The sequence below is a fragment of the Flavicella sediminum genome (genome assembly GCF_006381105.1).
GTDB classification, from domain to species: domain Bacteria; phylum Bacteroidota; class Bacteroidia; order Flavobacteriales; family Flavobacteriaceae; genus Flavicella; species Flavicella sediminum.
In genome coordinates this window covers 1-17,633 of sequence record NZ_VDET01000051.1, presented here as the reverse complement: position 1 = coordinate 17,633, position 17,633 = coordinate 1, and the positions used below count along the sequence as shown (strand labels likewise).

The 17,633-nt window shown below is 33.4% G+C and carries 18 protein-coding genes; 2 read left to right on the top strand and 16 right to left on the bottom strand.

The window, feature by feature from the left end; all coding sequences use genetic code 11:
- The first annotated feature begins 618 nt into the window (after positions 1-618).
- Positions 619-1,026 (top strand): hypothetical protein, encoded by a 408-nt coding sequence (locus FGM02_RS17780; RefSeq protein WP_139959967.1) that lies wholly within the window; start codon positions 619-621, stop codon positions 1,024-1,026.
- Positions 1,027-1,081: 55 nt separating this feature from the next.
- Here FGM02_RS17780 and FGM02_RS17775 read toward each other — a convergent pair whose 3' ends face one another.
- The 9 genes from FGM02_RS17775 to FGM02_RS17735 all read right to left on the bottom strand — a co-directional run bounded on the left by FGM02_RS17775 (position 1,082) and on the right by FGM02_RS17735 (position 9,397).
- Entirely contained in the window at positions 1,082-1,408 is a 327-nt protein-coding gene (locus tag FGM02_RS17775; RefSeq protein ID WP_139959964.1) for a 2Fe-2S iron-sulfur cluster-binding protein, read from the bottom strand.
- Positions 1,408-2,463, bottom strand: coding sequence for an NAD(P)/FAD-dependent oxidoreductase (locus tag FGM02_RS17770; RefSeq protein WP_139959962.1), 1,056 nt, complete (start codon positions 2,461-2,463; stop codon positions 1,408-1,410). The genes FGM02_RS17775 and FGM02_RS17770 overlap by 1 nt, the downstream gene beginning before the upstream one ends.
- 73 nt (positions 2,464-2,536) lie before the next feature.
- Positions 2,537-3,118, bottom strand: coding sequence for a precorrin-2 dehydrogenase/sirohydrochlorin ferrochelatase family protein (locus FGM02_RS17765; RefSeq protein ID WP_139959960.1), 582 nt, complete (start codon positions 3,116-3,118; stop codon positions 2,537-2,539).
- The gene (gene cobA / locus FGM02_RS17760) at positions 3,115-3,876 is read right to left on the bottom strand and encodes a uroporphyrinogen-III C-methyltransferase (protein WP_139959958.1); all 762 of its coding nucleotides are present in this window, start codon (positions 3,874-3,876) and stop codon (positions 3,115-3,117) included. The genes FGM02_RS17765 and cobA overlap by 4 nt, the downstream gene beginning before the upstream one ends.
- 62 nt (positions 3,877-3,938) lie before the next feature.
- Positions 3,939-6,038, bottom strand: coding sequence for a nitrite/sulfite reductase (locus FGM02_RS17755; RefSeq protein ID WP_139959956.1), 2,100 nt, complete (start codon positions 6,036-6,038; stop codon positions 3,939-3,941).
- 133 nt (positions 6,039-6,171) lie between these two features.
- Positions 6,172-7,419 (bottom strand): sulfate adenylyltransferase subunit 1, encoded by a 1,248-nt coding sequence (locus FGM02_RS17750; protein ID WP_139959954.1) that lies wholly within the window; start codon positions 7,417-7,419, stop codon positions 6,172-6,174.
- A 113-nt stretch (positions 7,420-7,532) separates the two neighbouring features.
- Positions 7,533-8,435, bottom strand: coding sequence for a sulfate adenylyltransferase subunit CysD (gene cysD, locus FGM02_RS17745; RefSeq protein WP_139959952.1), 903 nt, complete (start codon positions 8,433-8,435; stop codon positions 7,533-7,535).
- 75 nt (positions 8,436-8,510) lie between these two features.
- Entirely contained in the window at positions 8,511-9,140 is a 630-nt protein-coding gene (locus tag FGM02_RS17740) for a phosphoadenosine phosphosulfate reductase domain-containing protein (RefSeq protein WP_139959950.1), read from the bottom strand.
- Positions 9,140-9,397 carry a DUF2061 domain-containing protein gene (locus FGM02_RS17735; RefSeq protein ID WP_139959948.1) on the bottom strand — a complete coding sequence of 86 codons (258 nt, stop codon included), beginning with the start codon at positions 9,395-9,397 and terminating at the stop codon, positions 9,140-9,142. Before FGM02_RS17735 ends, FGM02_RS17740 begins: the two co-directional genes overlap by 1 nt.
- Positions 9,398-9,660: 263 nt before the next feature.
- Here FGM02_RS17735 and FGM02_RS17730 point away from each other — a divergent pair, with 263 nt between their 5' ends.
- Positions 9,661-10,881, top strand: a complete 1,221-nt coding sequence (locus FGM02_RS17730) for a sensor histidine kinase (RefSeq protein ID WP_139959945.1) — start codon at positions 9,661-9,663, stop codon at positions 10,879-10,881.
- Here FGM02_RS17730 and FGM02_RS17725 read toward each other — a convergent pair.
- The 7 genes from FGM02_RS17725 to FGM02_RS17695 form a co-directional block, all read right to left on the bottom strand.
- The gene (locus FGM02_RS17725) at positions 10,878-11,288 is read right to left on the bottom strand and encodes an RrF2 family transcriptional regulator (RefSeq protein ID WP_139959943.1); all 411 of its coding nucleotides are present in this window, start codon (positions 11,286-11,288) and stop codon (positions 10,878-10,880) included. The genes FGM02_RS17730 and FGM02_RS17725 overlap by 4 nt on opposite strands.
- Before the next feature lie 51 nt (positions 11,289-11,339).
- Positions 11,340-11,792, bottom strand: coding sequence for a D-aminoacyl-tRNA deacylase (gene dtd, locus FGM02_RS17720; RefSeq protein ID WP_139959941.1), 453 nt, complete (start codon positions 11,790-11,792; stop codon positions 11,340-11,342).
- 176 nt (positions 11,793-11,968) lie between these two features.
- Positions 11,969-12,916 (bottom strand): ribosome small subunit-dependent GTPase A, encoded by a 948-nt coding sequence (gene rsgA / locus FGM02_RS17715; RefSeq protein WP_139959938.1) that lies wholly within the window; start codon positions 12,914-12,916, stop codon positions 11,969-11,971.
- A gap of 109 nt (positions 12,917-13,025) precedes the next feature.
- Positions 13,026-14,108 (bottom strand): bifunctional 3-deoxy-7-phosphoheptulonate synthase/chorismate mutase type II, encoded by a 1,083-nt coding sequence (locus FGM02_RS17710; protein ID WP_139959936.1) that lies wholly within the window; start codon positions 14,106-14,108, stop codon positions 13,026-13,028.
- 40 nt (positions 14,109-14,148) lie between these two features.
- Positions 14,149-15,003: a prephenate dehydrogenase gene (locus FGM02_RS17705; RefSeq protein WP_139959934.1), complete on the bottom strand. Its 855-nt coding sequence runs from the start codon at positions 15,001-15,003 to the stop codon at positions 14,149-14,151.
- 6 nt (positions 15,004-15,009) lie between these two features.
- On the bottom strand, positions 15,010-16,155 hold the full coding sequence (locus FGM02_RS17700; protein ID WP_139959932.1) for a pyridoxal phosphate-dependent aminotransferase: 1,146 nt from the start codon (positions 16,153-16,155) through the stop codon (positions 15,010-15,012).
- A gap of 7 nt (positions 16,156-16,162) precedes the next feature.
- Positions 16,163-16,978, bottom strand: coding sequence for a prephenate dehydratase (locus FGM02_RS17695; protein WP_139959930.1), 816 nt, complete (start codon positions 16,976-16,978; stop codon positions 16,163-16,165).
- Positions 16,979-17,633 lie beyond the last annotated feature (655 nt).

The following is a 17,633-nucleotide window of genomic DNA, read 5'->3' as shown; positions in this document are numbered from 1 at the left end:
ATAAAAAAATAAAATTTTAATTATTTTCTTACTCCGTTTTTTAACCCTCAATCAACATCCTAAGGAACTCTTTTACCAACTACTCTCGCTGTTAGCGGCTGCAAAGATACAACCTCTTTTTACTTTACAAACTACTTTTTAATAACTATTTTTTTACTTTGTTTTAACACAAACTCCAAACCGCTATAAAACATCCAATTAACACTAAAATTAAACAACTTTATTTTTACAAACAACACCCCTCAAAGGGAATTTCAGAAGTCCTTCAGCCTTTTCTTTAACAGAACCACTCCTTAAACAACTAAAGAACCTTCTACTTAAAAAGAACAAAACTTATCCAATTCTAACTTCCAAGCTAAAAAAAGAACTTCAAATCAAAACTAAAATTCCAGTTCACACATCAATAAACGCGTAAAAACCTTTTCAACTTTTATTTTCTTCTAACCATTAAGCGATTTTGCATACTTAAAAAACACTCAATTTCTAAAAAGATCATCCCAAAAAAACTTCAAGATTGAAACAATTGATAATAAGGAAGACGAATAGTTCTATAATTATTGCCATACTACTATGAAAAGTTACGGATTTTAATATCTTTACAAAAAACTACCCCCATAAATGAAAACAACATCTTTATTATTCTTCGCTATTCTAGCGACAAGTATTATTTCTTGTGAAAAAAAATTAAACTGCACCGATTTTAGGACTGGTGAATTCTTAATTTCTAGTGATACCATTTTCACAAACGCACATACGGTTATCAGAAACGAAACTTCACAAATACAAATATCACCAAAAGGCGATAGTTTATTTGCTAAGGTGGAATGGATCAACGATTGTTCCTTCAAATTAAAATTTGACAAAAACAAAATGCGTTTATCGACATTTCAATTAAATGTAAATCGACAAGGTGGTATTCATGTACAATATGGACAAAGTGAAAATGACGTTATGCCATTTAAATCATTGTTAAAAGGTGAAACCAAAAGTGAAACCTATAGCGGTTTTCTTAAAATAAAAAAATAAAAAAAGGCTGTTGAAAATATCAACAGCCTTTTTTTATTCGTACATCCCTAAAAGATTAAACATCACTCTCTGGAGCTAATTCAATTTCTAAGCCATCCATTTCTGGAGTTATATGCAATTGACAGCCCAATCGACTGTTGTCTTCAACGTGAAAAGCTTGATCTAACATATCCTCTTCAGCCTCTCCCATTTCTGGAAGTTCATGATCTGAGTTTACGTAGCACTGACAAGAAGCACACATTGCCATACCACCACAAGTACCTTCAACAGGCAACTCATAAGCTTTACACAATTCCATAATATTCATGCTCATATCAGTAGGAGCATCTAACTCATGAACAACTCCTTCTCTATCGGTAATCTTTACTTTTATATCTGACATTATCCTATACTTTTTACGACTGCTTTTTTAGCTTCTTTCTTTTCTCCATCAAAACCTGTAACTCCATTTACTGTAGTATACTTCATTACATAACGTTTTCCTGGATTGATAATATTGTAAGCAAATTGCACTGCAATTGTAGCTTCATGGAATCCACTCAAAATTAATTTTAATTTTCCTGGATAGGTATTTACATCTCCAATGGCAAAGATACCCGGAATATTTGTTCCATAATCTAAAGCATTGTTTACAATAATTGCATTTTTCTCAATTTCTAGACCCCAATCTGCAATTGGACCTAATTTTGGAGACAATCCAAACAATGGAATAAAGTGGTCACATTCTTTGATGATATCCCCTTCCGTTTTATGTTTGATCATTACCGCATTTACGTGATCTGTACCGTGAATTTCTTTTACTTCAGCATCCGTAATCAAATTGATTTTTCCTTCTTTTGCTAATTCAGCTACTTTTTCTACTGAATCTAAAGCTCCACGGAAATCTTTTCTTCTATGTACCAAAGAAACTTCATCAGCAACATCTGCTAAAAAAATTGACCAATCCAAAGCAGAATCTCCTCCTCCAGAAATAACAACTCGTTTTCCTCTATAAAACTCAGGATCTTTAATGATATACTCAACACCTTTGTCTTCGAAATCTACAATTTCTTTGATAGGTGGTTTACGAGGCTCGAAAGATCCTAATCCGCCCGCAATAAACACAGCAGGCGCATTGTGTTTCGTTCCTTTATTTGTAGTAACTACAAAAGTTCCATCTTCTAATTTTTCAATAGTATCCGCTCTTTCACCTAAAGTATACGTAGGCTCAAAAGGTGCGATTTGCTCGGCTAAATTCTTTACTAAATCACCTGCCAAAATTTCTGGATAAGCAGGAATATCGTAAATCGGTTTTTTAGGATAAATCTCTGTACACTGACCACCTGGTTCTGCCAAAGCATCAATTAAGTGACAACGTAATTTTAATAATCCCGCTTCAAAAACGGCAAACATCCCTACAGGTCCGGCTCCAATTATTAATATATCTGTTTTGATCATCTTCTTACTATTTTATTTATTTTACTTTGGCAAAAGTCGTAATAAAATACTATTTCACCTTATATTAATTAACTTATTTCTTTTTTGAGACCAAGCCTTTGGTAAATTCATTTAAGACTTCCACCTTTTCTTCAAAATCTCCTTTAATTGTTTTTCTGTATTCATTTAAGTTTTCTGCCAATTCATTGATATTCTCAGGAATCACATCTTCAAAAAACTGCCGTAATCTTTTTGCCATTGTAGGAGACTTTCCATTAGTTGAAATGGCTATTTTCACATTTCCTTTGGTGACAATTCCTCCCATATAAAAATCACAATACGGTGGATTATCGGCTAGATTCACTAAAATATTTCTTTCTTTACAATCTTTATGCACTTGTTTATTTACTTCTTCTAAATCTGTAGTGGCAATTACAATGTGCTTATTTTCTAAAAAACTGACCTCGTAATTTTGCGTAAACATTTCCACACCATGCTTGTTCGCTAACTCAATAGTTTCTTTGCGAAACATTGGAGAAACCATTTGCACTTTTGCTTCAGGGCTCGACTTTAACAAAAAGGTCAATTTTTCCAAAGCCACATTACCACCACCTACTATTAAAGTATTTAGTTCCGTAACCTTTAAAAAAATTGGATATAATTGATTTTGCATTATAATGTTTTTCCTTTTTGAGTCAACAACTGACTGTATAAAATTTCACTCTCTTTTACGGTTTCACCAATCACAATGATTGCTGGATTGGACAAACCTTTATCATTGACAATATTCAAAATGGTATCAATTGTACCTACCGCTAAACGTTCTGATTCTTTGGTCCCGTTTTCAATAATTGCCACAGGAATGTCATTTTTCCCTTTGGCTTTAAAAGTATTTACAATGTTTTCAAGCTTGCTCATTCCCATCAATACAACAATAGTTGTATTTGAGTTTGCCGCAGCTTCCACATCTTCACTTAGCTTCAAGTCTGAGCGAGTTCCTGTAATTACTCGGAAACTTTCATTCACTCCTCTTTGAGTTAACGAAATACCAAAACTTGCTGGTGCAGCAATAGCAGATGTAACTCCTGATACAATTGCAATTTCAATTCCTTTTTGAATCACATACTTTAACTCTTCCGAACCACGTCCAAAAATAAAAGGATCTCCACCTTTCAGTCTTACCACGTGTTTTCCTTGCAAAGCATGTTCAACAATTAGGTCTTGAATTTTTTCTTGAATGAATTTATGCATGCCTTTTCGCTTTCCAACAAAAATCTTTTCTGCATTTTCAGCGTACTCCAAAAGTTCTTCATTCGCCAAAGCATCATACAAAACCACATCAGCTTCTTTAAGTGCTCTGACTCCTTTTAGGGTAATCAGCTCCGGGTCTCCCGGTCCTGCTCCAACTAATGTTAATTTAGGTTGCTTGTTCATTCTCTATTCAATATTAAAAATTAGGAGCTGCAAAAATAACAACTCCCAACTTAAAAAAGCAATTAAGCTTCAACTAATTCCGACGCTCTATATTCTTCCACTAATGTGTAGAACTTATCTGCTTCTCCTAAATAATATGTAGCAAAAGCTTCTGTGGGTTCGTTTTGGTTTATTTGATAAACAAATGATTCAAAATCTGAACCTAATTTAATTCTATCTGAAGCTACAAATACTTCATTAAAATCTGTTATTATTTTATTATGTGTATTCGTTTTCTTTCCTTCAGCTGTTAACAAAGCTTTTGCCGTGTTTACAATTGAACTATAAGAATAATAAATAGCATCAGACAATTTCCCTTCTGCTAAAGATTCTTTTGCATTTGCAATTTTATCTTTACTATCTACCAATAATGTAGCAATCAAATCGATAACAACTCCTGCACATTCTCCAACTCCTACTGCAGTTGCATATTTCTCTTCACTTCCCCAGTCAATAAAATCAGAATCTACTAAATTTGTTACATCAGACAAAGGTTTTAAGAAATCGTAGAAATATTTTTCTCCTTTTTCTAAATAGTATTTGATAAAATCTTTTCCATCAGCATTTGCGATAAAATCATTTAAGATCAATCTTAAAGATTCAGGACCTCTTTTACTTGGAATTTTAATTACTTTATCAGAAATACGACCTTGACCGTCTCCTAAAATTCCACCTCCTAATAAAATTTGTAAGGCAGGTGCTACTAATTTTCCTGATTTCACAGACATTCCTTGGTAACCAATGTTTGCCATATTGTGTTGACCACAAGCATTCATACAACCAGAAATTTTAATCATCAAATCTGAATCATTTGCAAATTGAGGGTATTCTTCTCTTAATACTTTCCCTAATTCATCGGCAATACCCGTAGAAGAGGCAATACCTAAATTACATGTATCTGTTCCTGGACAAGCGGTAACATCTTGAATAGCCTCATATCCTAAATCAACCATTCCTAATTTCTCTAATTCTTGAAAAAAGAAAGGCAATAAATCTTCACGTACGTGACGGATTAATATATTTTGACGCAAAGAGAAACGCAATTCGTCTCCTGCATAATTTTTAATTAAATCTGCTAAAATTCTAGCTTCTTTCGTGTAGAAATCTCCAATATTAACTTTTACTCCAATAGCAAACAAACCAGCTTGTTTTTGCTCAATTACATTCTTTGCTCTCCAAGCATCATATGTAGTTTGATCTGCAATTGTAACTTCAGGAGCTACAATTCCAGAAACATCAGGAGTTTCAAATCCATCTGTAGAAATTTCAACTGTTTGATTAGACAATGCTTTTGTTTCAATAGCTACAATTTTATTGAACTCTTCTAAACCAACATCTTTGATAAAGAATTTTAAACGAGCCTTAGCTCTTTTAGAACGCTCACCGTATCTATCAAAAACACGTAAAATAGATTCCATATAAGGAATAATTTTATTTGTTTCTAAGAAATCGAAAGCTACATCAGCAAAACGAGGTTGAGAACCTAATCCACCACCTAGCATTACTTTGAATCCTCTTACTTCTTCACCGTTTATTACTTTTGTTTTTGCAATAAAACCTATATCATGCATAAAACTTAAAGCCGTATCATCATCTGTTGCAGAAAAAGAAACTTTGAATTTACGTCCCAATTCTTGACAAATAGGGTTTCTTAAGAAGAACTGAAAAACAGCATGTGCATAAGGAGAAACATCAAAAGGTTCGTTTTTATCGATCCCTGCTGTTTCAGATGCAGTAACATTTCTTACGGCATTACCACAAGCTTCACGCAAGGTGATATCACTTTTCTCCAATTCAGCCCATAATTCTGGTGTTCTATCCAAACTTACGTAATGGATTTGAATATCTTGACGTGTTGTAATATGCAAACGACCTCTAGAATACTCATCAGAAACATCAGAAATTCTGTGTAATTGATCACTTGTTACTTTACCATATGGTAATTTAATACGAATCATTTGAACACCAAACTGACGTTGTCCATAAACCCCACGTGCTAAACGTAAACTTCTAAATTTTTCTTCATCAATTCTTCCTTCATGGAACATTTGAATTTTGTCTGCCAAATCGATGATGTCTTTTTGAACGATTGGGTTTTCTATTTCTGATCTAAAACTTTGCATGTCAAAATAAATTTTGAAGTCGAAAGCTGAAAGTTATAAAGTTGAAAGTTTTCTTTCTTCTAAACTATCTCACTTAAGACATTATTATAATTAAAAGACTTTAGACTTTTAGTCTTTGGTCTTTAGACTTTTATTATTGTATAAATCCTACTCCTGAGGTGTTATTTGTTTGTGCGTCAATTAAAATGAAAGAACCATTTGCTTTGTTATCTGCATAGGCATCATAAAAAAGAGGTTTTGCCAATTTAATACTCACCACACCGATATCATTAATAGTTAATTTATCTGCCACAGCATCTTCTCCAGAAAAATCAGTTTTAATAACTCTTTTCACTTCACCTATTTTGGCTACAACTCTATTTGCCCCATGTTGAATTAAATATTTCGTACCAGGAACCAAGTTCTTAGCATCCATCCAACAAATTTTTGCTTCAATTTGTTTTGCTTCCTTCGGTAACTCATTCGATTTCACTAATAAATCTCCTCTAGAAATATTGATGTCATTTTCTAAGGTAATATTTACCGAAGAACCTCTTTCAGCCTTATCATATTGTTTATCGAAATGATAAATAGCTTTAATTTTAGAAGATGTTTTTGAAGGCAATACCGTTACTTCATCACCAACACTTAAAGAACCTCCGTATAATTTACCCGCATAACCTCTAAAGTCATGGAATTCTTCTGTTTTAGGACGAATAACCGTTTGAATAGGCAAACGAGCTTGAGAAACTTCATACACATCTTGCGCATCTAAACTTTCTAAATGCTCTAACATTGTTTCTCCATCATACCAAGGTGTTTGATCTGATTTGTTTACAACATTATCTCCTTTTAAAGCACTTACCGGAATAAAGGTAATATTCTGTCCTTTGTAATCTGATTTTTCAGCCAAGGCTAAAATTTCCGTTTTGATAGCGTTGAACTTCTCTTCAGAGAATTCTACCAAATCCATTTTATTGACGGCTACTACAATATCTTTAACTTTTAACAAGTTATTGATAAAGAAGTGACGGTATGTTTGCTCAATAACTCCTTTACGAGCATCTACTAAAATAATAGCTGCTTGCGAAGTTGAAGCCCCTGTTACCATATTTCTGGTATACTCCACATGTCCTGGAGTATCTGCAATGATGTAACTTTTTTTCGCGGTTGAAAAATAAATATGTGCTACATCAATTGTAATTCCTTGTTCTCTTTCTGCAACTAATCCGTCTGTAGCCAAAGAAAAATCTAAATAATCGAATCCTTTTTGTTTACTACTGCGTTCTATTGCTTCTAATTTATCATCAGTTAATGATTTCGTATCATATAAAATACGACCGATAAGGGTACTTTTTCCGTCATCTACACTTCCTGCTGTTGCTATTTTTAAAACTTCCATTTTTGTATTTAGCTATTAGCTATTAGCCATTGGCTTTTAGCAATTAGTATTCTTTTAATTTTTTGCTAAAGGCTAAAGGCCAAAAGCGAAGGGCAAATTCTCTATAGAAAATTTTAAAAATACCCCTGTTGTTTACGTTTCTCCATGGCTGCTTCAGAGCGCTTATCATCAATACGCGCACCTCTTTCAGAAATAGAAGAATCTCTAATTTCTTCAACTACTTTTGCAATATCCACAGCTTCTGATAACACAGCTGCCGTACAACTCATATCTCCTACAGTTCTAAAACGCACCATTCTTTCTTCTACCACTTCATCTTCTTCTCTATAAACCACTTCATCATCAGCAGACCAGATCATCCCATCTCTTACAAATATTTTACGTAAGTGTGCAAAATAGATAGAAGGAATTTCAATATTTTCTTTTTCGATATAAGACCAAACGTCTAATTCTGTCCAGTTTGAAATTGGAAAAACACGAACATTTTGACCTAAATCAATTTTCCCGTTCAACATATCAAATAATTCAGGGCGTTGGTTTTTTTCATCCCAACCACCAAAATCATCTCTTACAGAGAAAATACGTTCTTTGGCTCTTGCTTTTTCTTCGTCTCTACGTGCACCACCAATGGCTGCATCAAATCCGAACTCTTCCAAAGCATCTAACAAAGTTTCTGTTTGCAACATATTTCTACTTGCATATTTTCCAGATTCTTCTTGCACTTTACCAGAATCAATATTGTCTTGCACATTACGAACAATCAACTCAACGCCTAGTTCTTTACACAAACGATCTCTAAATTCAATCGTTTCAGGAAAATTATGTCCTGTATCAACATGTAAAAAAGGGAAAGGTATTTTAGCGGGAAAAAAGGCTTTTTGGGCTAATCTCACCAAGGTAATAGAATCTTTACCTCCAGAAAACAACAACACAGGCTTTTCAAACTGCGCCGCAACCTCTCTCATAATATAGATGGCTTCGTTTTCTAATGCGTTAGAATTTAATATTGTACTCATTTTATTTTGTTTAATCGTGTAATTGATAAATTGTTTATTTGTTGAATTAAACACCCAACACTAAAAACTATATTCTTAAGCGTGTAAACCACACTCTCTATTTCCTAATACTTTTGTAGGATCGAAATATTTGAACTCATTTGGAATTTTATTTTCCTCATTGTACAAATCTAACTGCTCATCTGACCAATCGTAAAACGGACTTACTTTTAAAACTCCATCTGCACCTTGAGATACAATATCAATACTATCTCTAAAAGCAGTCTGTCCTTTTCTTAGGTTTGTAAACCACAAATCAGGTTGATGCTCAGACATGGCTCTTTTAAACGGTTCTAATTTTACTTGTTCCGTAAAAACTTTATGCATTGGATCTTCAATTTGAGGAATTCCCATCACCACATCTCTATGCGACGAAGTTTGCTTTGGAACATACAAATGAATCTCTAAATTCAATTTTGCAATCAGCTCTTCTGCATGACGATAGGTATTAGGTGTATTATAACCTGTATCACACCAAACTACTTTTAAATCTTCTTTTTGTGAAGTTGTCAAATGTAAAATAGAACCTTCATACGGACGAAAATTTGTCGTAATCAAAGGTTTTTTAGCTATTTCCAATGCCCAAGAAACAATTTCTTGTGGCGTTTTTCCTTTTAAAGAATCATTTATTTCTTGAAGCTGCGCTTCTGTGTATAGTGTGCTCATTATCTACCCCATTTTATTGAGTTCCAAAATCTTTCGTGAAAGAAATACAAAACCATTTTTGTTACAAAATCAACTCCAGCTATAGTAGAAGCTGTTTTTACATCTTCTACTACAAAATAAGAAACCACCATGGTATCAATCGTACCAATAAGTCTCCAACTAATAGCCTTTACAACACTACGAATAGGTTTATCAGAAGCTACAGCTTGCTGATAGCTTTGATTTTCTTTATCGTTATGTAATCGATCTAATATCATTTTATAACTTTAATTTGTTTAACTTAATTCTATTACCCTATCGGATTACTAGGATTAGATCGCAAAAATACTAAGAACATTACAATCTGACAAACTATTTACAAACAAATAACCATCAAAATCTCTATATTTAACTGTAGATCCCATTTACCCTACTGAAATAGTAGGTTAAAAAAATAAAATAAATTATGTACTCCCAAGTTAATTCCTTAATTTACCACTCGAATTCAACAAATACGACACGAATTTGAAATTTAAATAATATGATTGCACCCACTACCCCTAAAGACGAAAAAGAAAGACTAAAATCTCTTGATAGCTTCAAAATTCTTGAAACTTTACCAGAAAAAGAATACGACAACTTAACAAGATTAGCTTCGCAAATTTGTGGAACGCCCATTGCTTTGATCTCTCTAATAACAGAAGACAAACAATGGTTTAAATCGCACCACGGACTTGATGCTACAGAAACACCAAGAGAATTTGCTTTTTGTGCGCATGCGATTAACACGCCTGACAAAACATTTGTGATTCCCGATTCTAGAAAAGATGAGCGTTTTCATGACAACCCACTTGTTGTAAACGATCCGAATGTGATTTTTTACGCAGGAGCACCTCTTAACACACCTGATGGCTATTCACTAGGGACATTGTGCGTTATTGACCACAAACCCAATGAGCTAACTAAAGAACAATTAAGTGCTTTAGAAGCATTGGCAGAACAGGTTATTAGTCAGTTTTTATTAAGAAAAAATATTGAGTTACTTGAGAAAAAAAACGAAGAAGCAAACCTACTAAACAAACAGCTGAATACTTTTGCCCACAGTTTGACCCACGATATTAAAACGCCCATTCGTGGAATACAAACCATAGCTAGTTGGTTAAAATCTGATTACGAAACTACCTTAGACAAACAAGCCAATGATTGGATCGATATAATTTTATCGAGAACAGATTATATGGATACTTTAGCAACAGGTATGTTAGACTATTCAAAAAAGACGAATGAAAACATTATTTATTCGCGCTTTAATATTGAAACACTACTAAAAGAAATCAAGGATAATTTTCCTAGTAAAAATTTCCAATTTGATTTTATGGATGCTAATTTTGAAATAGAGCATTCTGAAGTTGCTTTTCTAACTATTTTTCAAAATTTAATTTCTAATTCCATTAAATATGGTGACCAGGAAAATGGAATTGTAAAAATAGCCTTTGCTAAAACAGCGCAAGATTTAGAAATTATATACGAAGACAACGGGCCTGGAATACCGAATGAATTTAGAGAAAAAGTATTTTTACTGTTTGAAACACTTGGTTCAAAAAACGAAAACAGTGCAGGAATTGGACTGACCACCGTAAAAGGCTTTATTGATCGCTTAAAAGGATCTATAAAATTGATAGACCGAAAAGACAAACTAAAAGGAGTTTGCATGCAAATTAATATTCCATTAATCAAGGAAGAAATACTAAACGAAGTTTAACTAGAAAGATCTGCTAAAGTAGTATTTCGAAATACTTCTAAGGTACTGTCACGGACTTGAATCATTAATTTATTAACGGAACAAGCTTTTTCATCGGGACAATCGTCGCATTTTTCATAAAAATTTAAACTCACGCAAGGCACCATAGCAATAGGCCCTTCTAAAACACGAATGACTTCCGTCATTTTAATTTCTTGAGCTTCTTTTAAAAGATAATACCCCCCACCTTTTCCTTTCTTAGAACTTAAAAGACCCGCTTTTCGCAAGGTCAGTAAGATGCTTTCCAAGAATTTATGAGAAATATTTTCTGCTTTGGAAATTTCTGAAATTTGCACAGGACAATTCTCTTCTCTATTTGCTAGGAATGTGAGTGCTTTAATGCCGTACTTGGTTTTTTTAGAAATCATAAGCGAATATAAATATTTTATTCTATTTAGTCTATCCGTTTAATAGGCAACTTAAATTCTATTTTTAGAATCCATCAAAATAGTTACCGGACCATCATTAATTAAAGCCACTTTCATGTCAGCTCCAAAAACTCCAGTCGCAACTTTTTTTCCTAAATCTTTTTCTAATTGTTGAACAAATTGTTCGTAAAGTGGAATTGAAATTTCAGGTCGTGCTGCTTTTATATAGGAAGGTCTATTTCCTTTTTTAGTACTTGCTTGTAGTGTAAACTGACTCACTACTAAAAGTTCACCGTCAATATCTTTTAAGGAAAGGTTCATCACCCCATTGTCATCACCAAAAAGACGCATATTGCATATTTTATTAGACAGCCAAATAAGATCTTCTTTGTTATCAGCCGCTTCTATTCCCACTAAAACCAACAACCCAGATGCTATATCTGAATGTATTTGATCCTTTATTTTTACAGACGCTTCTGCAACTCGCTGAAGTACAATTTTCATAACTGAGTGTTGAGTGTTGAGTGTTGAGTGTTGAGTGTTGAGTGTTGAGTGTTGAGTGTTGAGTGTTGAGTGTTGAGTGTTGAGTGTTGAGTGTTGAGTGTTGAGTGTTGAGTGTTGAGTGTTGTAATCTATTTATATCGGCTTACAACTAAAAACCTCTAACTATTTTTTTTTACTTAAGATTTACGCCCGTAAATATCTTGTCGAAAATGCTCTTCATCTCCTTTTATAATTTGAACATAACTAAAATACCTTGAAGGAGCAATGGTGTCATTTTCCAAACCGGCCTTAATGGCACATTTTGGTTCGTCTATATGCATACAATTGTGAAACTTACAATCTTGTTTTAACTCAAAAAACTCGGGAAATAAACCAGCAATCTCTTCCTTTTCAAAATCAACCATTCCAAAACCTTTGATTCCTGGAGTATCAATAATATAACCTCCAAACGACAATGGGTGCATTTCAGCAAAAGTAGTTGTATGCTGTCCTTGTTTGTGTTGGTCTGATATTTCCAAAGTTTTCAAATTCAAGGTCGGCTCAATCGTATTAACCAAAGTAGATTTTCCAACTCCAGAATGACCAGAAAACAGACTCACTCTGTCTTTCATTTGCTCTTTTACCAAATCAATATTAAAACCTTCTTTTGCAGAAATATCAATACATTCGTATCCTATACTTTCGTAAATTTCTTTAAGCTCTTCATGCGCTTCTTCAATTTCTTCATTAAAAGTATCTACCTTATTAAATAAAATAATCACAGGAATGTGATACGCTTCTGCAGCAATTAAAAAGCGATCAATAAAACTCGTGGTCGTAGGCGGATTGTCAATAGTTACCATTAAAAAAGCCAAGTCAATATTAGCCGCTATGATATGGATCTGTTTTGACAAATTTACAGACTTACGAACGATATAATTTTTCCGATCCGCAATCTTTGTAATAACCCCCGTCTCTTTTTTAGGTTCCAAATCAAATTCTACCACATCTCCTACAGAAACAGGATTGGTACTTTTAATCCCTTCCATACGGAACTTCCCTCTAATTCTACATAGGTAAATGGTATGCTCAGCAGTTCTAACATGATACCAACTCCCAGTAGATTTAATTACGACTCCTTTCATATGTACTTAATTGTTTATGCAACAAAACAAAAATACCACAAACAACTCAATTGAGAAATTTGTGGTATTCTTAATTTATAAAGATTCAATCTTTGCGAAATAATTCAAATTATTTAGCGCTAACGATTGTTTCTTGATGGTTGATAGATTCTTGGTGAATTGCCTTAAAAACAGATTCAACAAAAGATTCACTCAATCCTCTTACATTTCCTTCTTTTTTAACTGACTCTAAAATAGCTGCCCATCTTGAATCTTGTAAAATAGAGATGTTTTTCCCTTTCTTTACTTCTCCAATTTGTCCAACAACTTTCATTCTTTCAGCTAAAGTATCTAAAATATGATTGTCAATTACATCAATTTCTGCTCTCAATCCTGTTAATTGATCTAAAGCTTCTCCTTCTGCTTTTGGCTCTCTTACTCTTAAATCATTCATGATTTCAACCAAACGAGCTGGAGTAATTTGCTGTGCAGCATCAGACCAAGCGTTATCTGGATCTACATGCGTTTCAATCATCAATCCTTCAAAATTCAAATCTAAAGCAATTTGAGAAATTTCTTGGATTCCTGTTCTGTTTCCACAGATATGAGATGGATCGTTGATGATTGGTAAATCAGGGAATTGTTGTTTCAAAGCAATTGGTAGCTGCCATTGAGGTACATTTCTGTAACTAGTTTTCTTGTAAGAAGAGAACCCTCTATGAATAACTCCTAATTTTTTGATATTAGCTGTATACAAACGCTCAACACCACCTAACCATAAAGCTAAATCTGGGTTGATTGGATTTTTAACCAATACAATTTTATCTGTTCCGTTTAATGCATCTGCAATTTCTTGAACTGCAAAAGGATTTACTGTTGTTCTTGCTCCTAACCATAGGATATCAACATCAGCTTCCAATGCCAACTTTACGTGTGCAAGGTTCGCTACTTCAACAGCAATTAACATTCCTGTTTCTTTTTTCACTCTTTGTAACCATGGCAAAGCAACAGCTCCAACACCTTCAAAACCTCCTGGTCTAGTTCTTGGTTTCCATACACCTGCTCTAAAAACAGTAGCATCTGTGTTTTTCAATTCATGAGCAATTTTTAGTACTTGCTCTTCCGTTTCTGCACTACAAGGTCCAGCAATTACCAATGGGTGGTCTAATTGCATGTCATCTAACCAAGTTCTGAATTCTTTTGTATTTTCCATGTTCTAATTATTATTCTACTATTCTATATATTTTAAAAAATTATTTTTTTATTCCGTTTAAGATCTCTCTTATATAATTTGTTGATGCCATAGATTCCTGAAGTTCTTCTGTATTTTCATTCACTATTAACGACCTAAAATCATTGAGATTTTTTATATATTCATCCAAGGATGTAAGGATGTTTTTTTTATTCTCAATAAAAATTGGTGACCACATTTTAGGAGAACTCTTTGCCAAACGAACGGTAGATTCAAATCCACTGCCTGCCATGTCAAATATGTTTTTTTCATCTTTTTCGATTTCCAAAACGGTCTTCCCCAACATAAAAGAACTTATATGAGATAAATGTGAAACATACGCTATATGTTTATCGTGCTCTGAGCTATTCATAAAAATAGTTCTCATCTTTAAGCCTTCAAAAATAGCCAATGTTTTTTCAATCGCCTCAGTGCTACTTAGTTCACGATCACAGATAATATTTACCTTTCCATCAAACAAATTATAGATGGCTGCCTCTGGTCCAGAAAATTCTGTACCTGCAATTGGATGAACGGCCACAAAATTAACTCTTTTTGAATGCTTTACAACTTTTTTGCAAATGTTTTCTTTTGTTGAGCCTACATCAAAAACCAAAGCCGTATCTTTTATGGCATCTAAAACCTCTGAAGCCAGTTGTGGCGCGTAATTGACTGGTACAGCAAGCACTACTAAATCTGCTGTTTTAACAACAGAAAAATCAGAAATTTCATCTACAATGCCTAATTCTAATGCTTTTTGTGCATGAATTTCATTCGAATCAACGCCAACAATCGTCCAATCAAAGCGTTTTTTTAACTCTAACGCCAAAGATCCTCCAATCAATCCTAAACCAATAACTGCGACTTTATTCTTCATTTTTTATTAACTAACTCGACTTAATACTTCTTTTAACTTCTCTTCTTTCACACAAAGAGACAAGCGAATATATCCTTCCCCATTCGTACCAAAAATACTTCCAGGAGTTAAAAACACATCTTTTTCATACAACATTTTATCTGTCATTTGCTCAGAAGTTATTCCGTCTGGCAATTTAGCCCAAACAAACATGCCTCCATTTTCTTTATTATAAACACAGTCCAATGCGTCTAATATTCTCCATGTCAATGCTCTTCGTTTTTCATAAACAGCATTCAAACTATCAAACCATTTGCTAGACATTTGAAGGGCTTTGGTAGCCCCTTTTTGAATTCCGTAAAACATCCCAGAATCCATATTGCTCTTCACTTTCAAAACTTCCGTTAAATATTTTGAAGCGCCAACAACCATACCTACTCTCCAACCAGCCATATTAAATGATTTGCTCAAAGAATTCAATTCCAAAGCCACTTCTTTAGCACCTTCGTATTGCAGAATACTTTTTGGATTGTCATTCAATATAAAACTGTACGGATTGTCATTGACAATTAAAATCGAATGTTTCTTCGCAAAAGCAATCAACTCTTCAAACAACGCATCAGTAGCTTTTGTTCCTGTTGGCATATGTGGATAATTCACCCACATAATTTTTACTTTCGATAAATCATTCTTTTCAATTTCTTCATAATTCGGTAGCCAACTATTTTCATCTGTTAGGTTGTACAAAATAGCTTCTGCACCAACCAATTTTGTAACGGAACTGTAAGTTGGATACCCCGGATTTGGAATCAACACCTGGTCGCCTTCATTTAAAAACGCCATAGAAATATGCATGATCCCTTCTTTAGAACCTAATAAAGGTAGAATTTCATTTGCAGGATTTAAAACAACATCAAAATTCGATTTGTAAAAGCCAGCTATTGCATTTCTAAGTTCAGGAATTCCCTGATAACTTTTGTAGCCATGTGCCATCGTATCTCCAAATGAATCTACCATAGCTTCCAATACTTCTTTCGGCGGATCCAAATCTGGACTTCCTATCCCTAAACTAATAATCGGTTTACCATCAGCGATAAGTCCACCTACTTCTCTCAATTTTTTTGAGAAATAGTACTCTTTCACATCGTTTAACCTGTTTGCTTTTGAAATCATTTTCTGCTTATTTATTCTTCTTATACTCTCCTAGTACTTTACAACTAGATACTTTTTCTTTAATGTCATTTAAGGCATTCTTATATTCTTGATAATCTTCAAAAACTAAATCTGCAAAAAAGGCATATTCCCAAGGCTTTTCAATAATTGGTAAAGATTGAATTTTTGATAAATTCACTCTATACTTGGCTAACTCCATCAAAACTTCTCCTAAAGAGCCACTATGATCGTGCAAAACAAACTTAATAGATGCTTTTGTAACCAAAGCTCCTTTTGATTTCGTTTCTTTCTCTACAATTACAAATCGAGTATGATTGTCTTTTATTGTTTGAATTCCAGAAGCCAAAACAACTAAGTCATAAATTTCTGCTGCAAGCGTACTCGCCACAGCACCTACTCCTTTTAATTGCTTCTCATTTATTCGTTTGGCAACATCTGCCGTATCCTTATCTTCAATTAAGGCAATATGCGGATATTGTCTGAAGAATTTTTGACATTGCAACAAGGCCATTGGATGTGAATACACTTCCTTAATATCTTCAATAGTTTGCCCTTTTAATCCCATTAAATTATGATGAATAGGTAAATAATATTCACCCGTAACTTTTAAATTCCCTTCATCAATCAACGCATAGTTTGGCAAAATTGCTCCTGCAATAGAGTTTTCAATAGCCATTACAGCTACATCTACTTTATTTTCTAATACTAAGTCTGGCATTTCTGCAAAAGTCATACATTCTTCTAAATCAATATTTTTACCGAAAAAATTTTCAGCGACAATATGATGGTAAGATCCTTTTATTCCTTGTATGGCTACTTTCATGCGATTCATTAGTCTATTAACAAAAAAAAGTCCCGATTTCTCGAGACTTTCAATTTGATTATTATCATTATATTATTTAGATAACACACAGAAAGTCTCGCTCCTCTTATAAAAATAAAAGAAGAAAAAAAAGAAACTTGTAAAAGTGTTATTATTTTTCATTTTGTTGTAATGCATGGCAAATATAGCTATTAATTTTAAAAAATCTAGTTTTTAACAAAAAAATAAAATAAAATTTACAAATCATTCCTTTTATTTAAGCCATTTTATACGTCTGTCCGTACCTGAAAAAACGAATTATACCGTTACTCTTACATTGTATCTAAATTACATCATAGCACTCCCAATACACCTTTCCACGCCTGTTAAACCAAACGTTTTATGAGTTCTATTAACCCATAAACAAAAATGATCAAAAGACATCAATGAAAATTACCTAATCCTTTTATAACAAAAAAGCAATAGCACAATCTTTACTTTTCTAATTCAACAAATTAAATTGTCTGTTCTCTAGAAATATAATTGAATCTATAAAAACTTTCCAGCTTTCTCCTTTACAAGTAAGCATACAATAGTTTGGGCGTTCCCTTTCAGGTCGGGCTTTCCGTTGTATCTTTTTATAGCTCATTATACAGGATCAAGACCAAAAGTTGTG